At 56.8% G+C, this 17,400-nt stretch carries 3 protein-coding genes; 2 read left to right on the top strand and 1 reads right to left on the bottom strand.

The features are described 5' to 3' along the window. Positions 1-4: 4 nt before the first annotated feature. The gene (locus tag I4V53_RS06695) at positions 5-1,282 is read right to left on the bottom strand and encodes an EAL domain-containing protein (protein WP_195984784.1); all 1,278 of its coding nucleotides are present in this window, start codon (positions 1,280-1,282) and stop codon (positions 5-7) included. 872 nt (positions 1,283-2,154) lie between these two features. Between I4V53_RS06695 and I4V53_RS06690 the strand changes: the two genes are divergently transcribed. Both I4V53_RS06690 and I4V53_RS06685 read left to right on the top strand, forming a co-directional pair. Further along, positions 2,155-11,658 (top strand): TIM-barrel domain-containing protein, encoded by a 9,504-nt coding sequence (locus I4V53_RS06690; RefSeq protein ID WP_195984782.1) that lies wholly within the window; start codon positions 2,155-2,157, stop codon positions 11,656-11,658. Positions 11,659-12,520: 862 nt separating this feature from the next. After that, the coding region (locus I4V53_RS06685; RefSeq protein WP_195984780.1) for a LamG-like jellyroll fold domain-containing protein at positions 12,521-17,400 on the top strand (4,880 nt) is incomplete at its 3' end.

Below are 17,400 nucleotides of genomic sequence, written 5' to 3'. Positions count from 1 at the left end.
GTCTTTAAGAAAACTGCACTTTTTCGTTGCCGCGCACAAAGCGTTCTTCGAATTCTTCCACCGGCATGGGTCGGTAAAATACGAAGCCCTGCAGGTAATCGCAGCCGAGCTGCCGCAGGTAGTCGACGTATTTTTGCGTTTCCACGCCTTCCGCGACGACCAGAATGCCCAGTTCATGCGCCGATTGAACAATGTGCCGGATCAATATTTTTTCACGCGGATTCGATTCGTTCTGGAACAGGGAACTGTCGATTTTCAGCATGGACAGGTCGGCGTTGGATAGCACGCTGTAGGAAGAAAACCCGCTGCCGAAATCGTCCAGAGAACAGGTAAAGCCGTAGTTGTGCAGTTCATCCACCACCTGCCGCAGGCGTTCCACCTGATTCAAAACAATGCTTTCCAGCAACTCAAATTCAATGCATTCCTTGGGCGTCCGGTATTTCTCGTGAATTTTGCGGTAGTCGTCAAAGTAATAGCGGTAGTTGAACATGCAGTGGGATAAGTTGATGCTGATCTGAATCTTTTTGTTGTACATGCGCAGCCACCGGTTGATGGTGCGGCAGACCACCTCAAACGTGTGCAGGTCCACACTGTCGATCAGACCGGTGCTTTCCAGCATGGGGAGAAAGTCCGGAACCGGAATCATGCCGCGCTCCGGATCAATCCAGCGGATCAGCGCCTCCGCGCGGGTTACCTCGCCGGTGCGCAGGTCCACCTTGGGCTGCAGGTAAAGCTGGAGGTCGCCGCGCTGCAAAGCCGGCTGGATGATCTGCTCCAGGTCGTAGTCGCGCAGGACTGGGTCGTGGTAGCTCTGCCCGTAGACGTCAAAATGGGAATTTTTGAAATCCCGCTCCGCGCATTCGGAGCGGCAGACGTCCGCGTTGTATTGCGCAATGTAAAAATTAACCGGCTCGTCCGTCAGGTGGTAAATGCCGAAGCCGCAAAACACCTTTCCGTGAAACCGTTCGTCCGGCATGTCGCGAATCTGCTGGTTCAGCCGAATCACGTACTGGAAAATTTCCTCATAATTTTTGGAAATTCGCACAAGCAGGTTGAAATAGTTCAGGTGAATCTGTGCGGCGTATTCTCCCGGCTGCAGCCATTCCTGAAGGGCTTCGTAGGTCTTCTCGATCAAGGCGTTGCCCAGCTCCCGGTTGTACAGGCGGTTGAAGACGCGGAAACGCTTGATCTTCAGGCTGATCAGCGCGTATTCACCGCGTTCCGCGTCGCTGAGCGCGTTGTATTTTTCCATGAGCCAGCGCTCGTTTTTCATGTCCAACATCGTTTTACCTCATGATGTAAAGCTCATCCAGTTTGCAGGTATAAAATCCGCCCAATGAAATGGAGAGCCATACAAAAATTTTACCAATTAATTGTAACACTAAGAGCACAGGAAAGCAATCGTGAACAAAAGAAAGAGAAAACAAAAAACGGCGAACCATGTAAAACCGGACGCCGTACAGATGGGATTCGATGGCCGGGGAAAAGACGAACGAGGCGGCCCTCTGCCAAAAGGGATGGATCAGACGGCGTCATAATGGATCGTAGAAGCATGCGTTTGGCAAAACATTGATTAGGTGTATAAATATGGAAAAAGTTTGCACAATTGCGTCAATCTGCTTAAAAATATTGACAAGATAAAAGAGATTTGTTTTAATAATTACAAGCTACAACGGATTAAGAAATTGATTCAACTGGATTTTATGGCGCAGATGAAAATAAGCCCGGGGTAAATCCATTGTTGTACTTATTATTGATTATAAGATCTTTTCTTCATATTCCTTCCCAAATAGCTGAAGCCGGCTCCGTGTTTTACCTCCCGGAGCCGGGCGTAGGCTAACCGGAAAAAGATCAAGTTCATACATTCCTTCTTAATAAAATATTTTGCGGTGAACGGCAGGAGCAAACGCTCCTGCCGTTGCTGCGTTTTACGGGATATTTACGGCTGGTATATATTGCTTTATCCAATGGGAAAAAGGCAATATTGTTTAGTCGTTCGCAATTTATTCCATTGACTTGTGTGGAGAACTTTGGTTTAATTTAACTAAGGATAAAACCAATAAACAAATTAGACGGAAAGGGACAAGCGGCGCCCTAAAGGGAGGCGATAAGGAACAGCCGCGATGGATAAGGATTGCGACAAGGAGGAGAAAGATGAGAAAGAGAGTGATTTCCTGGCTGCTTGCCATTTCCATGGCAGTATCGCCCACCTATTTGGTGGCGGGGGCGATGCCCACAGCAGCACAAAACCAGGCAGCTTCGCAAACGTTGAGCGCAGCGCCGATCGATCAGGAGGTGTACGAGGCGGAAGACGCGGCACTTTCCGGCGCGCTGGCCGCTTCCAACCTGGACGATTACTCCGGTACGGGCTTTGTGGACGGTATGGAAGCGGGTGCATCCGTCCAGTTTGCCGTCGATGTGCCGGAGGACGGGGATTACGCGGTGCGGCTGCGTTATTCCAACGGATCGGGCGAAACCAGGACGGCAAGCCTGTATGCGAACGGCGAAAAAGTGCGCACCGTCAACCTCCCCAAGATGGTCAACTGGGACACATGGGGCGCCAAAACGGAAAGCGTTCCGCTTAAGGCGGGCAAAAACACCATTTCCTATCAGCTGGACGAGGGCGATACCGGTGTGCAGGTAAAGCTGGACTGCATCAGCCTGGCAAACCTCTACGAAGCGGAGGATGCGGAAGCCCTCAATGGCAACAAGACCGCGAAGGACCATGAGGGGTACTCGGGGACAGGTTTTGCCGCCGGGTTTGAGAAAAACGGCGCGGGCGTCCGCTTCACGGTGGACACGCCGGAAGCCGGCACCTATGCGATGGTCGTCCGTTATGCGAATGGAAAAAATAACGGCGATTCTCAAAAGCTGACTTGTTCTGTCAACGGGACAACGCAAAAAGTCCGCTTTGGCGACCTGGGCAGCTGGGAAGAGTGGGACGACCGCTCTGTAACAGTCGAACTGAAAGCGGGAACCAATACCATCGATCTGGTCAAGAACAGCGATGACAGCGGCGGCCTGAACATCGACTATATCACCCTGAAAAAGACGCAATGGACGTATATCGGCGATGTGGATTCCGTGGAAAACGCGGGCGACAACGAGCTGATCTTCAGCTGTGACAATGCGAAGGTCAGTTTGAAGTCCGTTTCCCCGAATGCGCTCAAGGTCTGGTGTGAGCCGACCGGCCGCTTCGACCGCAAGTACGAGTCCTTTGCCATTCAGGACGAGGCCGTCGATCCGGAAACACTGAAGGCGGAAGACAAGGGCGATTTTTATCTGGTTTCCACCGGCACAATGGACGTGCAGGTCAATAAATCCCCGTTCCGTCTGACCTATCTGGATAAAAACGGCGCGCTTCTCTGCGAGGGCGACGAGCAGAGCATGGGCTGGACCACCGACAACGAAGTGCTGGTCCAGAACAAAAAGCAGGCGGACGAGCATTTCTGGGGCCTTGGCGAGAAGACGGAGAGCTTTGAGAAAACCGGCCAGAAGCTGGCCATGTGGAGCACCGACTATCTCGGCGGCGAGGGCAACCCCCTGGTGCCGGAATACGGCGAAGGCCGCTGGTATATGTCCAATCCGCATTTTCTCAGCTCCAAGGGCTATTCCATTTTCTTTGACAATACCAGCCGCACTGTATTCGACCTGGGCAAGACAAAGGAGGATTCCTATTCCTTCGGCGCGCTGAACCCGGCGCCCGGCGGCGAACTGCTGTACTATTTTATGTACGGCCCGTCCATGAAGCAGATCAGCAAGACCTTCACGGACATGATCGGCAAAACCTTCTTTGCACCGGAATATGCCTACGGCAACATCCAGTGCCATTACGGCTATAACCAGAACGACATTGAGCGCGTGGCGCAGACCTACCGCGACAAGGAAATTCCGCTGGACATGATGATGGCGGATATTGAGTGGTATCAATATCTGTGCAGCCCGACGCAGTGGAATAAAAACAATTTCCCGGATCCTGAGAGTATGATTGACAAGCTCAGGGCCCTGAACCTGCGCATGGGCGTCATCGACGACCCGAACGTCACCAAGGCGCAGCCGGACGACTATCCGTACGGCACAGAACATGGATATTTCATGAAGGCGCGCACCGGCGACCAGAAGGATATCATCTGGCCGTGGGGAAGCACCTCCGGCCTGACGGATTTCTTTAATCCGGAGGCGCAGGACTGGTGGGGCGAGCAGCACAATATGATCCTCAACCAGGGCGTGGAAGGCTTCTGGCTGGATATGAACGAGCCGGCCCGCTACCGTCCCGACTGGGTGGGCTGGAACGAAGACGGCAAAGCATGGGGCGATATGAACGAGCTGCATAACGTATATGCCATCCAGCACAACGAAGCGATGTACGACAAGGTCACGGAAAACGGCGACCGTCCGTTTATGCTGACCCGCTCCGGCTTCACCGGCAGCAGCCGCTACGTCTCCCCGTGGACGGGCGATATCGGGTGCGGCTGGAACGACATGCACGAGCAGATCCGTCTGGGTACCAGCCTGTCCCTGTCCGGATTTAACTACTGGGGCTTTGACATCGGCGGGTTCAACGGTATGCCGAGCAGCAACCAGTTTAAGCGCTGGATTCAGCTGGCAACCTTTACGCCGGTGCACCGCTTCCATTATTCCAGCGGTCTGGCGGCGAAAGAGCCCTGGGAGCTCGGCGGAGAAGAAGTGGCGCGCGAGTATATCAATTTGCGCTACCGTCTGATCCCGTACTCCTATTCCCTCACAGCGGACAACATTCTGGGCATCGGCATTGAAAAGGGCCTGGGCGAAGGCGGCACCGGCGTGCCGGTTGTGCGCCCGATGGCGATGGAATTCCAGGACGATCCGAACACCTACGCGATGGATACGCAGTTCATGAGCGGACCGAGCTTCCTGGTGGCTCCGGTAATTGAAGATTCCACTGTCAAGCAGGTCTACCTGCCGGCGGGCGACTGGTACGACTATGACAACGGCAAGACGGTGTATGCGGGCGGCGGCACGATCAGCTATTCCGCGCCGGTCACACTGCTTCCGGTCTTTGTCAAAGCCGGTTCCATTATCCCCATGCAGCCGGAGATGCAGTACGTCGGCGAAAAGCCGGTGGACGTACTGACCCTGGATGTATTCCCGACGCTGAAAGACGGCAGCTTCGACTTCGTGCTCTATGAGGACGACGGCGAAACCGACGCTTACAAAGACGGGGTCTATACCACGACCAAATACGACTGCGACGTAAAAATGACGGAAGACAGCAACACCATTACCCTCAACGTCGGCGCGCGCACCGGCAGCTATGCGGACATCGCGCCGCGCAGCTACCTGATGCAGTTCCACAAGGCGGCTTATGAAGGCCTTTCCGTCCAGCGCGACGGCGTGGCGATGACCAAGTTCCCGTCTCTGGATGCGTTGAACGCGGCGGAGTCCGGCTATTATGCGGACGCGGCGGGCGAAATCTGCTATGTCAAGATTCCGGATACCGCAATGGCGAGCACGGTTACCGTCAGCGGTTCCCCGGCCCCGACCTTTGAGTTTGAGGCGGAAGACGCCACGCTCCTGGGTGAGGCGAAGAATGAGGCCGTTTACGGCGGATATTCCGGAACCGGATACACCGCATGGATTCACAATCCCGGCGACGGCGTGCAGTTTACCAACATCAACGCTGCCGAGGAAGGCGACTACACCGTATTTGTCAAGTACGGCAGCGGCGACGGCACAGCGCGCACGCTGAGCGTGTATGCGAACGGCGCGGAAGATGAGGCGAAACAGGTGGTGTTCCCGCCGCTCAAGAGCTGGGAACTTTGGGATGAACTCCCGGTTACCGTCCATCTAAATGCGGGCAAAAACACGGTTACGTTCGTTACAGGAGAAAACGACACCGCGAACATCAACCTGGACAAGATTGCCGTCAGCGAGAAGCCGATGGTGATGACGCAGGTGCCGGTCCCGAACGGCGGCTTTGAAAGCGGCACAACAGAGGGCTGGACCGTCGATACGATGACGGAGGTCCGCAACGGTGTGGACGATGCCGACGCGTTCGGCGGCAAATACAAATTCTATTTCTATCAGAATGCGGCTTATGAGGCGCGCATCAGCCAGACCGTCGGCAACCTGCCGGATGGAACCTATCGCGTCAATGCGATGGTGAAGATGTCCAATGCGGCGGCGCAGGTCAGCCGGATGGAGCTCACCGGCTACAACGGCGCGGCGGAGTCCCTGGTGACCATCCCGTTCAACAGCCTCTATCAGAAGTTTTCCTCGGAAATTGAGGTCAGGGACGGGAAAGTAAACATTGCGTTCTACTGCAAGGGCGCCAAGAGCACCTCCATGCAGATCGACAATGTGGAAATCTGGAAGGTGGATACAGAGAAACCGAAGGATACCTACGAGGTGAAGATTGCGCAGAATCAACCTGCCACTCTGCGCGCGCAGGCCTCTGCCGCAATGGGCGATACGGTCAAGGTTTTTGTGTCCGATCTTCCGGAGGGCAAAATGGTCAAAAAGGTCTCCGCAGTGGACGAGGGCAATGTATCCCTGGATGTACTGGAAGTTGAACGCGACAAGATCTACAGCTTTGTGATGCCTGCCGGTGCGGTACTCCTTTCCGTTACGCTGGTCGACATCGCGGACGTCGCGAAAGCAGTCGTCAGCCGCGACACCGTCACCCGCATTGAGGCGGAAGAGTTTGACGAGCAGGGCGGCGACCCGGCGATGGGCAGCAAAGCGGGCGTCAAGGTCGAGAGCTGCGGCGATGCCGGCGGCGGACAGAATGTCGGCAGCACCGACGCGGGCGACTACATGATCTATAAGAACATCTATGTCAGGGATGCGGGCACCTACCAGTTCCGCCTGCGCGTGGCGAGCAACAACACGCAGGGCGGCGTGCAGGGTTCCCCGGACGGCGTGACCATCGTGACCACCGCTGCTCCCGAGGGCGTGGTAGGAACCATCCCGTTTACCGGCGCATGGCAGGACTACACCGATATTTACCTGAATGTGCCGCTGGACGCGGGCATGCAGACCATCCGCTTCAACGTGACGCACGAGGGCTGGAATTTCAACTACTTCGACGTACAGATGGAGGCGAAGGCCGTCATCACGGCGGACAGCACGGCAAAGATCGAAGCCGAGGATTTTGACGGACAGCTCGGTATCAAAACCGAATCCTGCGGCGACGCGGGCGGCACGCTGAACGTCGGCAATACGGACGCGGGCGATTACTTCTACTATGACAACATCGTGGTCAAGGATGCGGGCACCTACCAGTTCACGCTGCGCGTGGCGAGCAATAATACGCAGGGCGGCGTGCAGGGTTCCCCGAACGGCGTCAGCATCGTGACAACAGCCGCGCCGGACGGCGTGACGGCGACGATTCCGTTTACCGGCAGCTGGCAGACCTACACGGATGTGAAGGTTCTGGTACCGCTCAAAGAGGGCCGCCAGACCATCCGCTTCAACGTGACGCATGAGGGCTGGAACATCAACTACTTCACGGTTTCCGTTCCGGTCGAAGCGCCGACCTATGAAGATGTTTCCATGGTCAACCGCTGGAAGAACCAGTATCTGCTGGACGACGGCAGCGGGCTGCTCCGGTATGCGTCTGACATCGACAACGACGCCAGAGACGCCTACACATGGACGTTTGCGCCGGACGACGAGGGCAATTACACCATTCAGAACAAGGCGACTGGCAACTATCTGGTCAACGACGGTTCCAGCTTTATCGCCTGTGCGGCGGAAGCGGGAGAAGGCGACGCCGGCAAGTGGATTCTCCGCACGGTGGGCGGCTACACGAAGATCACCAGCCTGCTGGATGACACGGTTTCCGTGGCTCTGGAAACCCAGGACGAGGAAAACCGCGCCGAGCTGTCTGCCGCGCCGGACAGCTGGTACAGCGCGCACTTTACGCTGAACAGCACCCGGTTCGACTACGACATCTATCCCGACAAGATCGTCGACGGCGTCTATACGATGACCGCGAAGAACGGCAAGGAGATTTATTCCTCCTATGAGAACAGCACCTGGAAGCTGAATAAGGACGTCTCCAAGCTGCCGCAGTTCAAGGCGGAAAACATGCCGATTTCTGAGGCGCTCTACAACATGGCGCTGCAGGAATCTCTGGAGGACATCTTCACAGAGAAGAGCGTCCACACCGGAGAAACGGTGGAAGTGTTTAACACCGGTGCAAACTGGAACAAGGTCTGGACGCGCGACACCGCGATGTCCGTCCAGTATTCGCTGGGCTGGGTATTCCCGGAACAGTCCCGCAACAGCCTGCTGCAGAAGATTCAGGGCGACCCGAAGGAATGGGTGGAGGACACCGGAACCGGCGGTTCCTATCCGTCTTCCACGGACCGCATCATCATGGCGATGGCGTCCTGGGAGGATTACCTTGCCACAGGCGATACGGAATTCCTGCGCACCATTTACGACGTCACCGCATATACGGCGGAGAAGGACCTGCACAACGTCTACGATGCGAATACAGGCCTCTTCAAGGGCGAGACCTCCGGCCTCGACCACCGCTCCAAGACGTATCCGGACTGGATGGACGAGGGGTATTTCTCCGATATCATGGAATCCAAGTCCTGCAACACCAACATTGAATACGCCGTGATGTTCAAGGTTTTGGAGCAGGCCTCCGAAATTCTGGGCAAGGATCCGGCGGAAACGGCCAAGTGGGCCAAGCACTTTGAGAACCTCAAACAGGCGATCAACGACAACTTCTGGATGGAAGACCGCAACTATTACGCCTCCTGGCAGTATCCGGAGTACATGGGCAACGCCCTGGCGGACAAGACGGACGTTCTGGCGGCCGGCTACGCCATTTACTTTGATATCGCAACGCCGGAGATGGCGGAGAAGATGATGGAGAACTATCCGCTGGTCAAATACGGCGCGAATACCGTTTATCCGCAGAAGCGCGGCAAGCAGTTCGGCGCCATCTACCACAACCGCGGCGTATGGCCCGGCTGGGAAGCGGCGCTGATGGAAGCGGCCATGAAGGGCGGCAACCGCCAGCTCGCGGAAGAGATCATGAAATCCATCATGTACGGCGCGGCGCGCAACCTTTCCAATGACGAAGTGATCCACTATGAGACCGGCGTGGGCAACAACGCGCACCGCCAGCTCTGGTCTGTGGCGGGCCAGCTCGCGAACTATTACCGCGTGCTGTTCGGCATGATGTATGAGCTGGACGGCATCCATTTCACCCCGTATGTACCGGATTGGATGGAAGGCCCGTTCACGCTGACCAACTACAAATACCGCGATGCGACCATCGACTTTACCCTCTCCGGCAAGGGAGATACCATCAAGTCCATGACCGTCAACGGCGAAGAAGTGGGCGCCGATTATGTGTTCCCGGCGGACGCTTCCGGCAAATACACGATTGAAATGGTCGTGGAAGACAGCGGCAGCCGCAGCGCGGTCAACCTCAAGCCCGAAAACCTGGCTATCTGCCCGGATCTGCCGGAGATGAAGCTGGTGGACGGAACGTTGACCTGGACGCCGAACAGCGCATACACCTATCAGCTGTGGACCGGCTCCGCGTATGTCGATGTGACCGGCGTGGACAGCTACGAAATTCCGAAGGATCAGTACGGCAGCTATTCCCTGGTCGCGGTCGACAAGATGGGCGTTGCGTCCGAGCTGTCCAAACCGATTGTCTGGAACCCGAAAGACACCATCCAGACCTATGAGGCGGAGGACGCATCCTGCAACGACGGCTGCAAGGCATCTTCCATCAAGGGATATTCCGGCAGCGGCTATGTCGTTGACAACCGCCCGGGTACCGGCGCGGAACTGACCTTCACCATCAATGTGCCCGAAGACGGCGAATATCTGGTCAGCACGCTGTACAACAACAGCGGCGACACCACCAGCGGCAACTACGGCGCGATCCGTTCCGTGCTGGTGGACGGTGTGGACGTGGGAACCATGTCGTTCTCCGTCACCTTCAACGATGTGTTCTACCGTTCGCCGCGCATGAGACTGCATCTGACGGCGGGCGAGCACACCGTCGGCTTTACCTTTAACAACGGCAACAAGTACGATCAGAACATGAACATCAACCGCAACAACGTGGCGATCGATCAGATGATCGTTGAGCGTTTGGGCGGCAAGACGGTTCCGTCTGAGCCGCAGCTGCTGAACGTGCAGTGGAACCCGAGCCAGGCGGATGTGGAAATCGCCGGCGAAGCGGACGTGCTGATCGACGGCAACGGCATCTATGGCGCGAAGGTGGTTCCGGGTACGAAGCTGACCCTGACCTTCATCCCGGCGAACGGCCCGTTTGCAAGCGCAAAGCTGAACGGCGAGGACATCCCGTTTGAGGCCGACGGCTTTACCTACACCTATACCATGCCGAACGACAAAACCGTTCTGCGCTTCACCTTCACCAGCGTGAACAAGGACGTTCTGGAAACCCTGCTGGAGAAGGCAAACGAAGTGACCGACGAGCAGCTTGACAAACTGGTCGCGTCCGTCCGTGCAAAGTTCATCGCGGCACGCGACAACGCCCAGAAGGTCTTTGAAAGCGATAAGGCCACTCAGGCCGAAGTGAACGAGGCCTGGAAGGAACTGCTCGACGCGATGCATTACCTCTCCTTCGAGGAAGGCACCAAGGACGAGCTGAAATACTGGCTCGACTACGCGGCGGAGCTCGACCTGGACAACTTCACCCCGAAGAGCCAGGAAGGCTACGCGGAAGCGCTGGCCTATGCGCAGGAAGTCTATGACGACGAGGGCGAGACACTGAAAGCGGAAGTCGAGAAGGCGGCAAAGAACCTGCACGAAGCGATTCTGCGCCTGGAGTTCAAGGCAAACACGGAAACGCTGGAAGCCTTCGTGAAGCAGGCACAGGAGATTGAAATTGACAAGTATCTGGACGGCCCGGAGAAAGACAAGTTCAATGAAATCCTCCCGCAGGCGGAAGCCCTTCTGGAAGACGCGAACGCGACCCAGAAGCAGGTGGACGAGATGGCGGACGCCCTGTACGAGGCGATGATGAATCTGCGTATGATTCCGGACAAGGAAGTGCTGAAAGCCCTGATCGATGAGTCCGAAGTGCTTGACCCGGATGATTACACCGAAGCGAGCTATGCAATCCTGCGCGCGGCGCTGAACAACGCGCTGGACGTCTATGAAGACGAGAACGCCACGCAGGAGGAAATCACAGCGGTTTGCGCAACGGTGGAGAAGGCCCGTGCGGGTCTGGTTCCGGCAGACAAGCCGGAAGAGCCTGCGAAACCCGACAACAAACCCAGCAACAAGCCGTCCAACAGCGGCGGTTCCGGCAGCAAGAAGCCGTCTGGCAACGTTGCCGGCACGGGAACGGCAGTCGCCGTGACCAGCCCAGTAATCAGCGCGGCACAGAACGTGATGGGCCAGAAGTCCGTTCGCTCCGATACCACAGCAGACTTCACCTTGAAGAGAGGCAATGCCTACTGCTTCAAGATGACGGTTGTCAACGGAAGTAATGCGGCCCCGAGCTTCACCGTGGGCGACGGCAGTGTATTGAAGACCCAGTTTGTGGCGAAGATCGGCAACGACTGCTATTACAGAGTCTGGGCGGTCGGCGCACCGGGCCAGAGCACCGGCGTGTATACGACCATGTCCAATGAGGAGCCGCAAAAGCATTGTGTTATCACCATTGCATAAAAGGGTCTTCGCTGTAAGCGCATCCCGACTGGGGGTCCCGAATGAGGCGGCGCAGCAGCATTGTGTGGTAACCATCGGTTAAGAGCCCACAAAGAGGTTCGCGAAGAAAACCGTAATTACGGTTTTCCCTGTACTTACAAAATTGCTATGATTGAAAGAGGAGGCCGCTTGTGATGAGCGGCCTCCTCCGCATCTTCTATATGCAAATGCAAGCAGCAAAAGTGCGAACCGGAAGCACACATAAAAGTCTGGGGATTGAAATGCAATTGCCGGACAAATCAAAATTGGGGTGACGCGTCAGTGCCCTCAGGGGCACTGGGTATTGAAATGTTTTCAAGCTGCTTGCAGAACGCCACAATGGGATAGTCAGTGCCCGCAGAGGCACTGGGGGTTGAAATACAGTGCAGTCGTGCGGTTTGTCGGCCATCCTTGGTCAATGCCCGCAGGGGCATCGTGGTTTGAAACGGCGGTGGGGTGTGGTCCAGATCAACGATCCTGTGCAGTGCTCCTGTCAATCATTCCCGCGTTCTTCTGAAAGATGGAACAGGATACATCCGAAGATACAAGCGAAGAAGACCTGCTTTACGACCGGGTAGAGCAGGTCTTTTTTATTCGGATTTTTGATCTCTGGCTCGCCAACCCTTGATGCGGTGCTGCTCCTGAGGCGCCAGAAGAAACCTGCTAAAAAAACGGGCGTTGTTGTCCGTTTATTATAAATACAGTAAAACAGTTACAATGGTATTCTTAAAAAGAGTGTTCAAATCTTACAGGTTCTGTGTAATGGGAAAACGAGAGGAGGCTGGGGAAGTACATAGGGGTTGTTACAAAAGGAATTTACGAAACAAGGGGGAGAATGCAAAAAATGAAATGGCAAAAAAGGATTACCGCATGGGTGCTTTGTGTTGCAATGCTGCTTGGCAGCGTCACAACGGCTCTGGCGGTCAGAACACAGGCGGCAGGGGTGCAGGCGGACGGCCTGCTTCTGCAGTACGACTTTGAAAAGCTGGACGGCGCTGCGGTTCCGGATACGAGCGGTAACGGATTTAACGGAACCTTGACGGGGAACGCAAGCCAGGTGGACGCCAGAGGCGGGAAAGCGGTTTCTTTGGCCTCCGGCAACGATTATATCCGCGTACCCATCGATGTGATGCGGGATGTTTCTGACGTCACCATCAAAATGGATGTATTCCTGAATGAGGTGCAGACCTGGACGGCCCTGTTCTCCGTGGGAAACAGCAGCGGAGATTGCATGGTTATGGCGGCCAAGGGCCAGCCCGGCGGTGCGTCCGTTGGATACACGCTGGGAATCCGCGTCAACGGAAACGAGCAGCGCATTGCCGCGCCCGCCGCGCAGACGGTTCCGGTGGGCAGGTGGGTCACATTGGCGTATACCCAGCAGGGCAGCCAGGCGAAGCTGTATATGGACGGCGCGCTGGTCGCCCAGAAAGACGATATGACCAATACCATTGGGCAGACCTATACGCCCGGCGAAACCTGCTATGTGGCGAAAAGCCCGTTTTCCGCGGACCCGACCGCGATCGGGCGCATCGACAATGTGCAGGTGTACAACCGCGCGCTACGCGCGGACGAACTGGTCGTTGAAAAGCTGGACGATCAGTCGATTGTGGAACTGGACGCAAAGACCCTCTCGCTGGGAACGGTCGATCCTTTCACAGGAAACCGTGTTTCCCTGCCGCTGGACGGCGACTACGGAAGCCGCATTTACTGGGAAACGAACGATCCAGCGCACATCACGGAGAACGGCCTGGTCACCCGTGAAAAAAACCGCGACGTATCGGTTACGCTGACCGCCACGCTTGTTTCCGGCGAAGCTGTGGAGAAGCGCGCCTTCGATGTAACGCTCAAAGCGGACCCGAACGCGGTCAGAAAAGAGCCGGTCCGGATTTTACAGATTGGCGACTCGAATACGGAGTTCGGCTATCTGACGATGAACATGAAACGTATTCTGGACGAGCAGTACGGCGATTGCGGCACCGGCTTTGTCACGCTGAACGGCTCCTCCTATTTCCAGAAAGCGCCCGCAGGGATAAGCTTTTCCTACAGCGGCGCATGGTGGGAGGAAGATACCGCACGTTGGGGCACGCACGGCAGAATTGTCGATTCCCCGAACGGCCTGTACGTGCATGGACATGGGACGGACAGCAGCTTAAACATTCAGTTCACCGGCTCAAAGATCGACCTGTTCTATCTCTCCTGGGGCGGCGCGGGCAATTTCACCGCCACGCTGGACGGTGTGGAGCAGGGCGTGGTGGTGCAGAGCCAGCCCAACGATTACAACACCCACAAGGCGACGTATGATGCGGGCAAATATGGCCGTCACGAGCTGGTGATCCGTCCAACGGACAACCGCGATATCAATTTCTACGGCGCGGACGTGCATATCGGCCGCGACGAGGACCGCACGGTCATCCACACATGGGGCAACGCGGAGGCTACCTCCAATGACTATGCCATCCTGACCGACAGCATCTTCCATTCCGCCCTGCAGCTGCTCGACCCGGACAAGGTGGTTGTGCTGCTGGGTACGAACGACCATGGAGCGCTGGACAGACCCCGCCCGGCGGCGGATGTGGAAGCGGACCTCGTCACGGTGCTCAGCCGTGTGCGCAGGGCATTGCCGGAATCCGAAATCTGGCTGCTCTCCACCTTTGACACGAACGATCCGGCAAAGAATCCCGCTTCCCGCGACATGCTGCGGGAATACTGGAAGACCTCTTTCCCCGATGCGGCGGAGGCCACGGGCGTGCGGTATTGGGATATGGGCCAGTGGTTCGGCGAATACGATTCCAACAAGATGTCTGACCCATGGCACGTCAACGACCGGTACGGCCGCGTCATCATGGAAGAACTGTACAACAAGCTGGCGCCGCAGGAACCGGTTCCCGCGGAAGGCCTGGTCCTGCAATATAAGTTTGATGAAGCCGAGGGGAATACGGCGGTTGACTCTGTCAACGGGTTTAATGGTACGCTGAACGGCGCGGCGGCCCGCACAAGCGGATTCCTGGACGGTGCGGTTGCGTTAGGCGGCGGCAGCGGCGATTACATTTCCATGCCGAGCGAGGTGCTGGGCAAGACAGACGACAGTTCCATTTCCACCTGGGTGAAGCTGGACCGCACGGATATCTGGACCTCCCTGCTGGTAACGGGCTCTTCACAGAACAATTATATGGTTATGGCGGCGCGCGGCAATCCGTTTGGAAATCCCTGCGGCGTAACCGTGGCGATCAAAACGGACGGTAAAAACGAGGAGCGAATCAAAGCCGACGCGGGCGTTATCGTCCCGGAGGGCGAATGGACGCTGGTTACGTTCACACAATCGGGCAGCGACGCAAAGCTTTACCTGAACGACCGGCTGGTTGCCTCCGGTACGCTGGAACAGAAACTCAGCCAGCTTGCGCAGGGAACCACCACGCGCATCGGCGCGAACCATATCTTCCCCGACCCGAGCGCAAAGGGGCAGTTTGAGGAATTCCGCGTGTATGACCGCGCGCTCACACCGGAGGAAATTCAGGCGGAGGTCGCGGCGCACAAGGACGATATTGCAAACGCGGCTGTAAAAGAGGCGCTGGACGGCATCGACCTGGGCGACCTCTCCAACGTGACGGAAAATCTTTCCCTGCCGAAACAGCATGCGAACGGGACCACCTTCGCGTGGCGGTCCGACAAGCCGGCGTTTGTAACGGATGAGGGGAAAATTACCCTGCCGACCACAGAACAGGGCGACCAGCGGGTCGCGCTGACGGTAACGGCCACCGGACCGGCGGGACAGGTTCTGGAGCGCGTGTTCACCGTGACGCTGCTGGCCCTGACGGACGAGCGCGTTGTGGAGCGGGATGCGGATTATGTCCGCCGCTATGTCGATTACAAGATCAACGACGGCTATGAGCTGGCGACGCGGGACGCGCTCACCAGCAAAATTTCCTGGGAAATCGTCTCCGGCGACGCGGAAATCCTCGATGGAAAGGTCTGTAAGACGAAGACGTCTCTGGAACGCCAGCCAATCCAGCTCAAGGCGACGCTGACGCTGGGCGAGGCAAAGCAGGAAGTGCTGTTTGAGAATATCATCCTGCTTGACAAGTTTACCGGTTATATCCTGTCCCACTTCGGCGGCACGCAGGGCGTGGAAAACCTCTGTCTCGCGTACAGCTACGACGGCGTGCATTGGACCTCCCTGAACGGCGGCAGGCCTGTGATTCAAAACAAGCTGGGCAACGGCAGAATCCGCGACCCGTTTATCCTGCGCAATAAGGACGGTTCCTTCACCGCCATTGCCACGCAGGGCTGGGATACGCCGCAAATTTACCTGTGGAGCTCCGACGGCCTGACCTCCTTTGACGATGAGCGCCTTGCAACCGTGGCAAAACCCGGTGTGGACGGCCTGACCGGCGCGCGCGCCTGGGCTCCGGAGGCTTCCTACGATCCGATCAACGACGAATACCTGGTGTATTGGTCCGATCCGAGCGCGAACGGCGGCAACGGACCCATTTACTGCAACACCACGAAGGACCTGCACGAGTTCTCCGAGCCGTTCAAGTTCTTTGATGCCGGTTATTCCATCATCGACGCCAACATCACAAAGGACAACGGCTCCTATTATCTGGTTTATAAGGATGAGCGGGATTCCGGCAAGGCGATCAAGGCCGCGAAGTCCCATTCCCTGACGCCCGGCTCCTTTGCGGTCTACACCGACGATTTCATCACCGACCGGATGGTGGAAGGCCCGTTTGTTTTCAAGGATATTCGCGAGGACAAATGGTATCATTATTACGATTATTTCTACGAGCAAAAATTCGGCTATTCCGTCACGGACAATCTCGACAGCGGCGAATGGACCGACATGGGCCGCAATCCGGATATGCCGACCCAGGACGTGCGCCATGGCGGCGTGGTCACTGTAACGGAAAAGGAACTCCATGCGATTCTGGACAAATGGGGTGCGGATACCCGCCGGGTGCTCTCCGTAGAAGAACCTGCCGCAGTCCAGGCGCAGCTTGGCACGGCTTTTGAGCATCTGGCTCTGCCGTCCGCGGTGCAGGCCGTACTGAGCGACGGCGGCAAAACGGCGATCCCGGTGGAATGGAGCGCGGAAGGCTACGACGCAGACCGGGAGGGGACCAGCGTCCTGACCGGTACGCTGATGCTGCCGGAGAGCGTGGAGAACCCGGGGCAGATCACCGCTTCCGTGTCCGTCGTTGTCAAACGGCAGGAGACAGGAGACGGGAAGCTGCTGACCGTGCAGTTTACGCAAAATGCAAATCTGTCCGCGGAAGGCGAGCTGACCACGGTCTTTGACGCGAACGGCATCTACGCCGCGAGAGTTCTGCCCGGCAAAGAGGTTACGCTGCGCTTCACCCCGGCGGACGGCCCGTTTGCAAGCGTAAAGCTGAACGGCGAGGACATCCCGTTTGAAGCCGATGGCTGCACCTATACCCTCACAATGCCGGAGAGGAATACGACCTTGGCGTTTATCTTTACCAGCGTGAACAAGGATGTTCTGGAAACCCTGCTGGAGAAGGCGAACGAAGTGACCGACGAGCAGCTTGACAAGCTGGTTGAATCCGTCCGCACGAAGTTCATCGCGGCGCGCGACAACGCGCAGAAGGTCTTTGAAAGCGATAAGGCCACTCAGGCCGAAGTGAACGAAGCCTGGAAGGAACTGCTCGACGCGATGCATTACCTCTCCTTCGAGGAAGGCACCAAGGACGAGCTGAAATACTGGCT

The sequence above is a fragment of the Clostridium sp. D33t1_170424_F3 genome, assembly GCF_015667585.1.
Taxonomy (GTDB): Bacteria; Bacillota; Clostridia; order Oscillospirales; family Acutalibacteraceae; genus Anaeromassilibacillus.
The sequence above is the reverse complement of the archived record's forward strand: the minus strand, read 5'-3'. Positions and strand labels throughout refer to the sequence as shown.

Bases quoted from the DNA above. Each gene is read 5' to 3' on its own strand.
- I4V53_RS06695 (WP_195984784.1), bottom strand. From the start codon at position 1,282: ATGTTGGACATGAAAAACGAGCGCTGGCTCATGGAAAAATACAACGCG.
- I4V53_RS06690 (WP_195984782.1), top strand. From the start codon at position 2,155: ATGAGAAAGAGAGTGATTTCCTGGCTGCTTGCCATTTCCATGGCAGTA.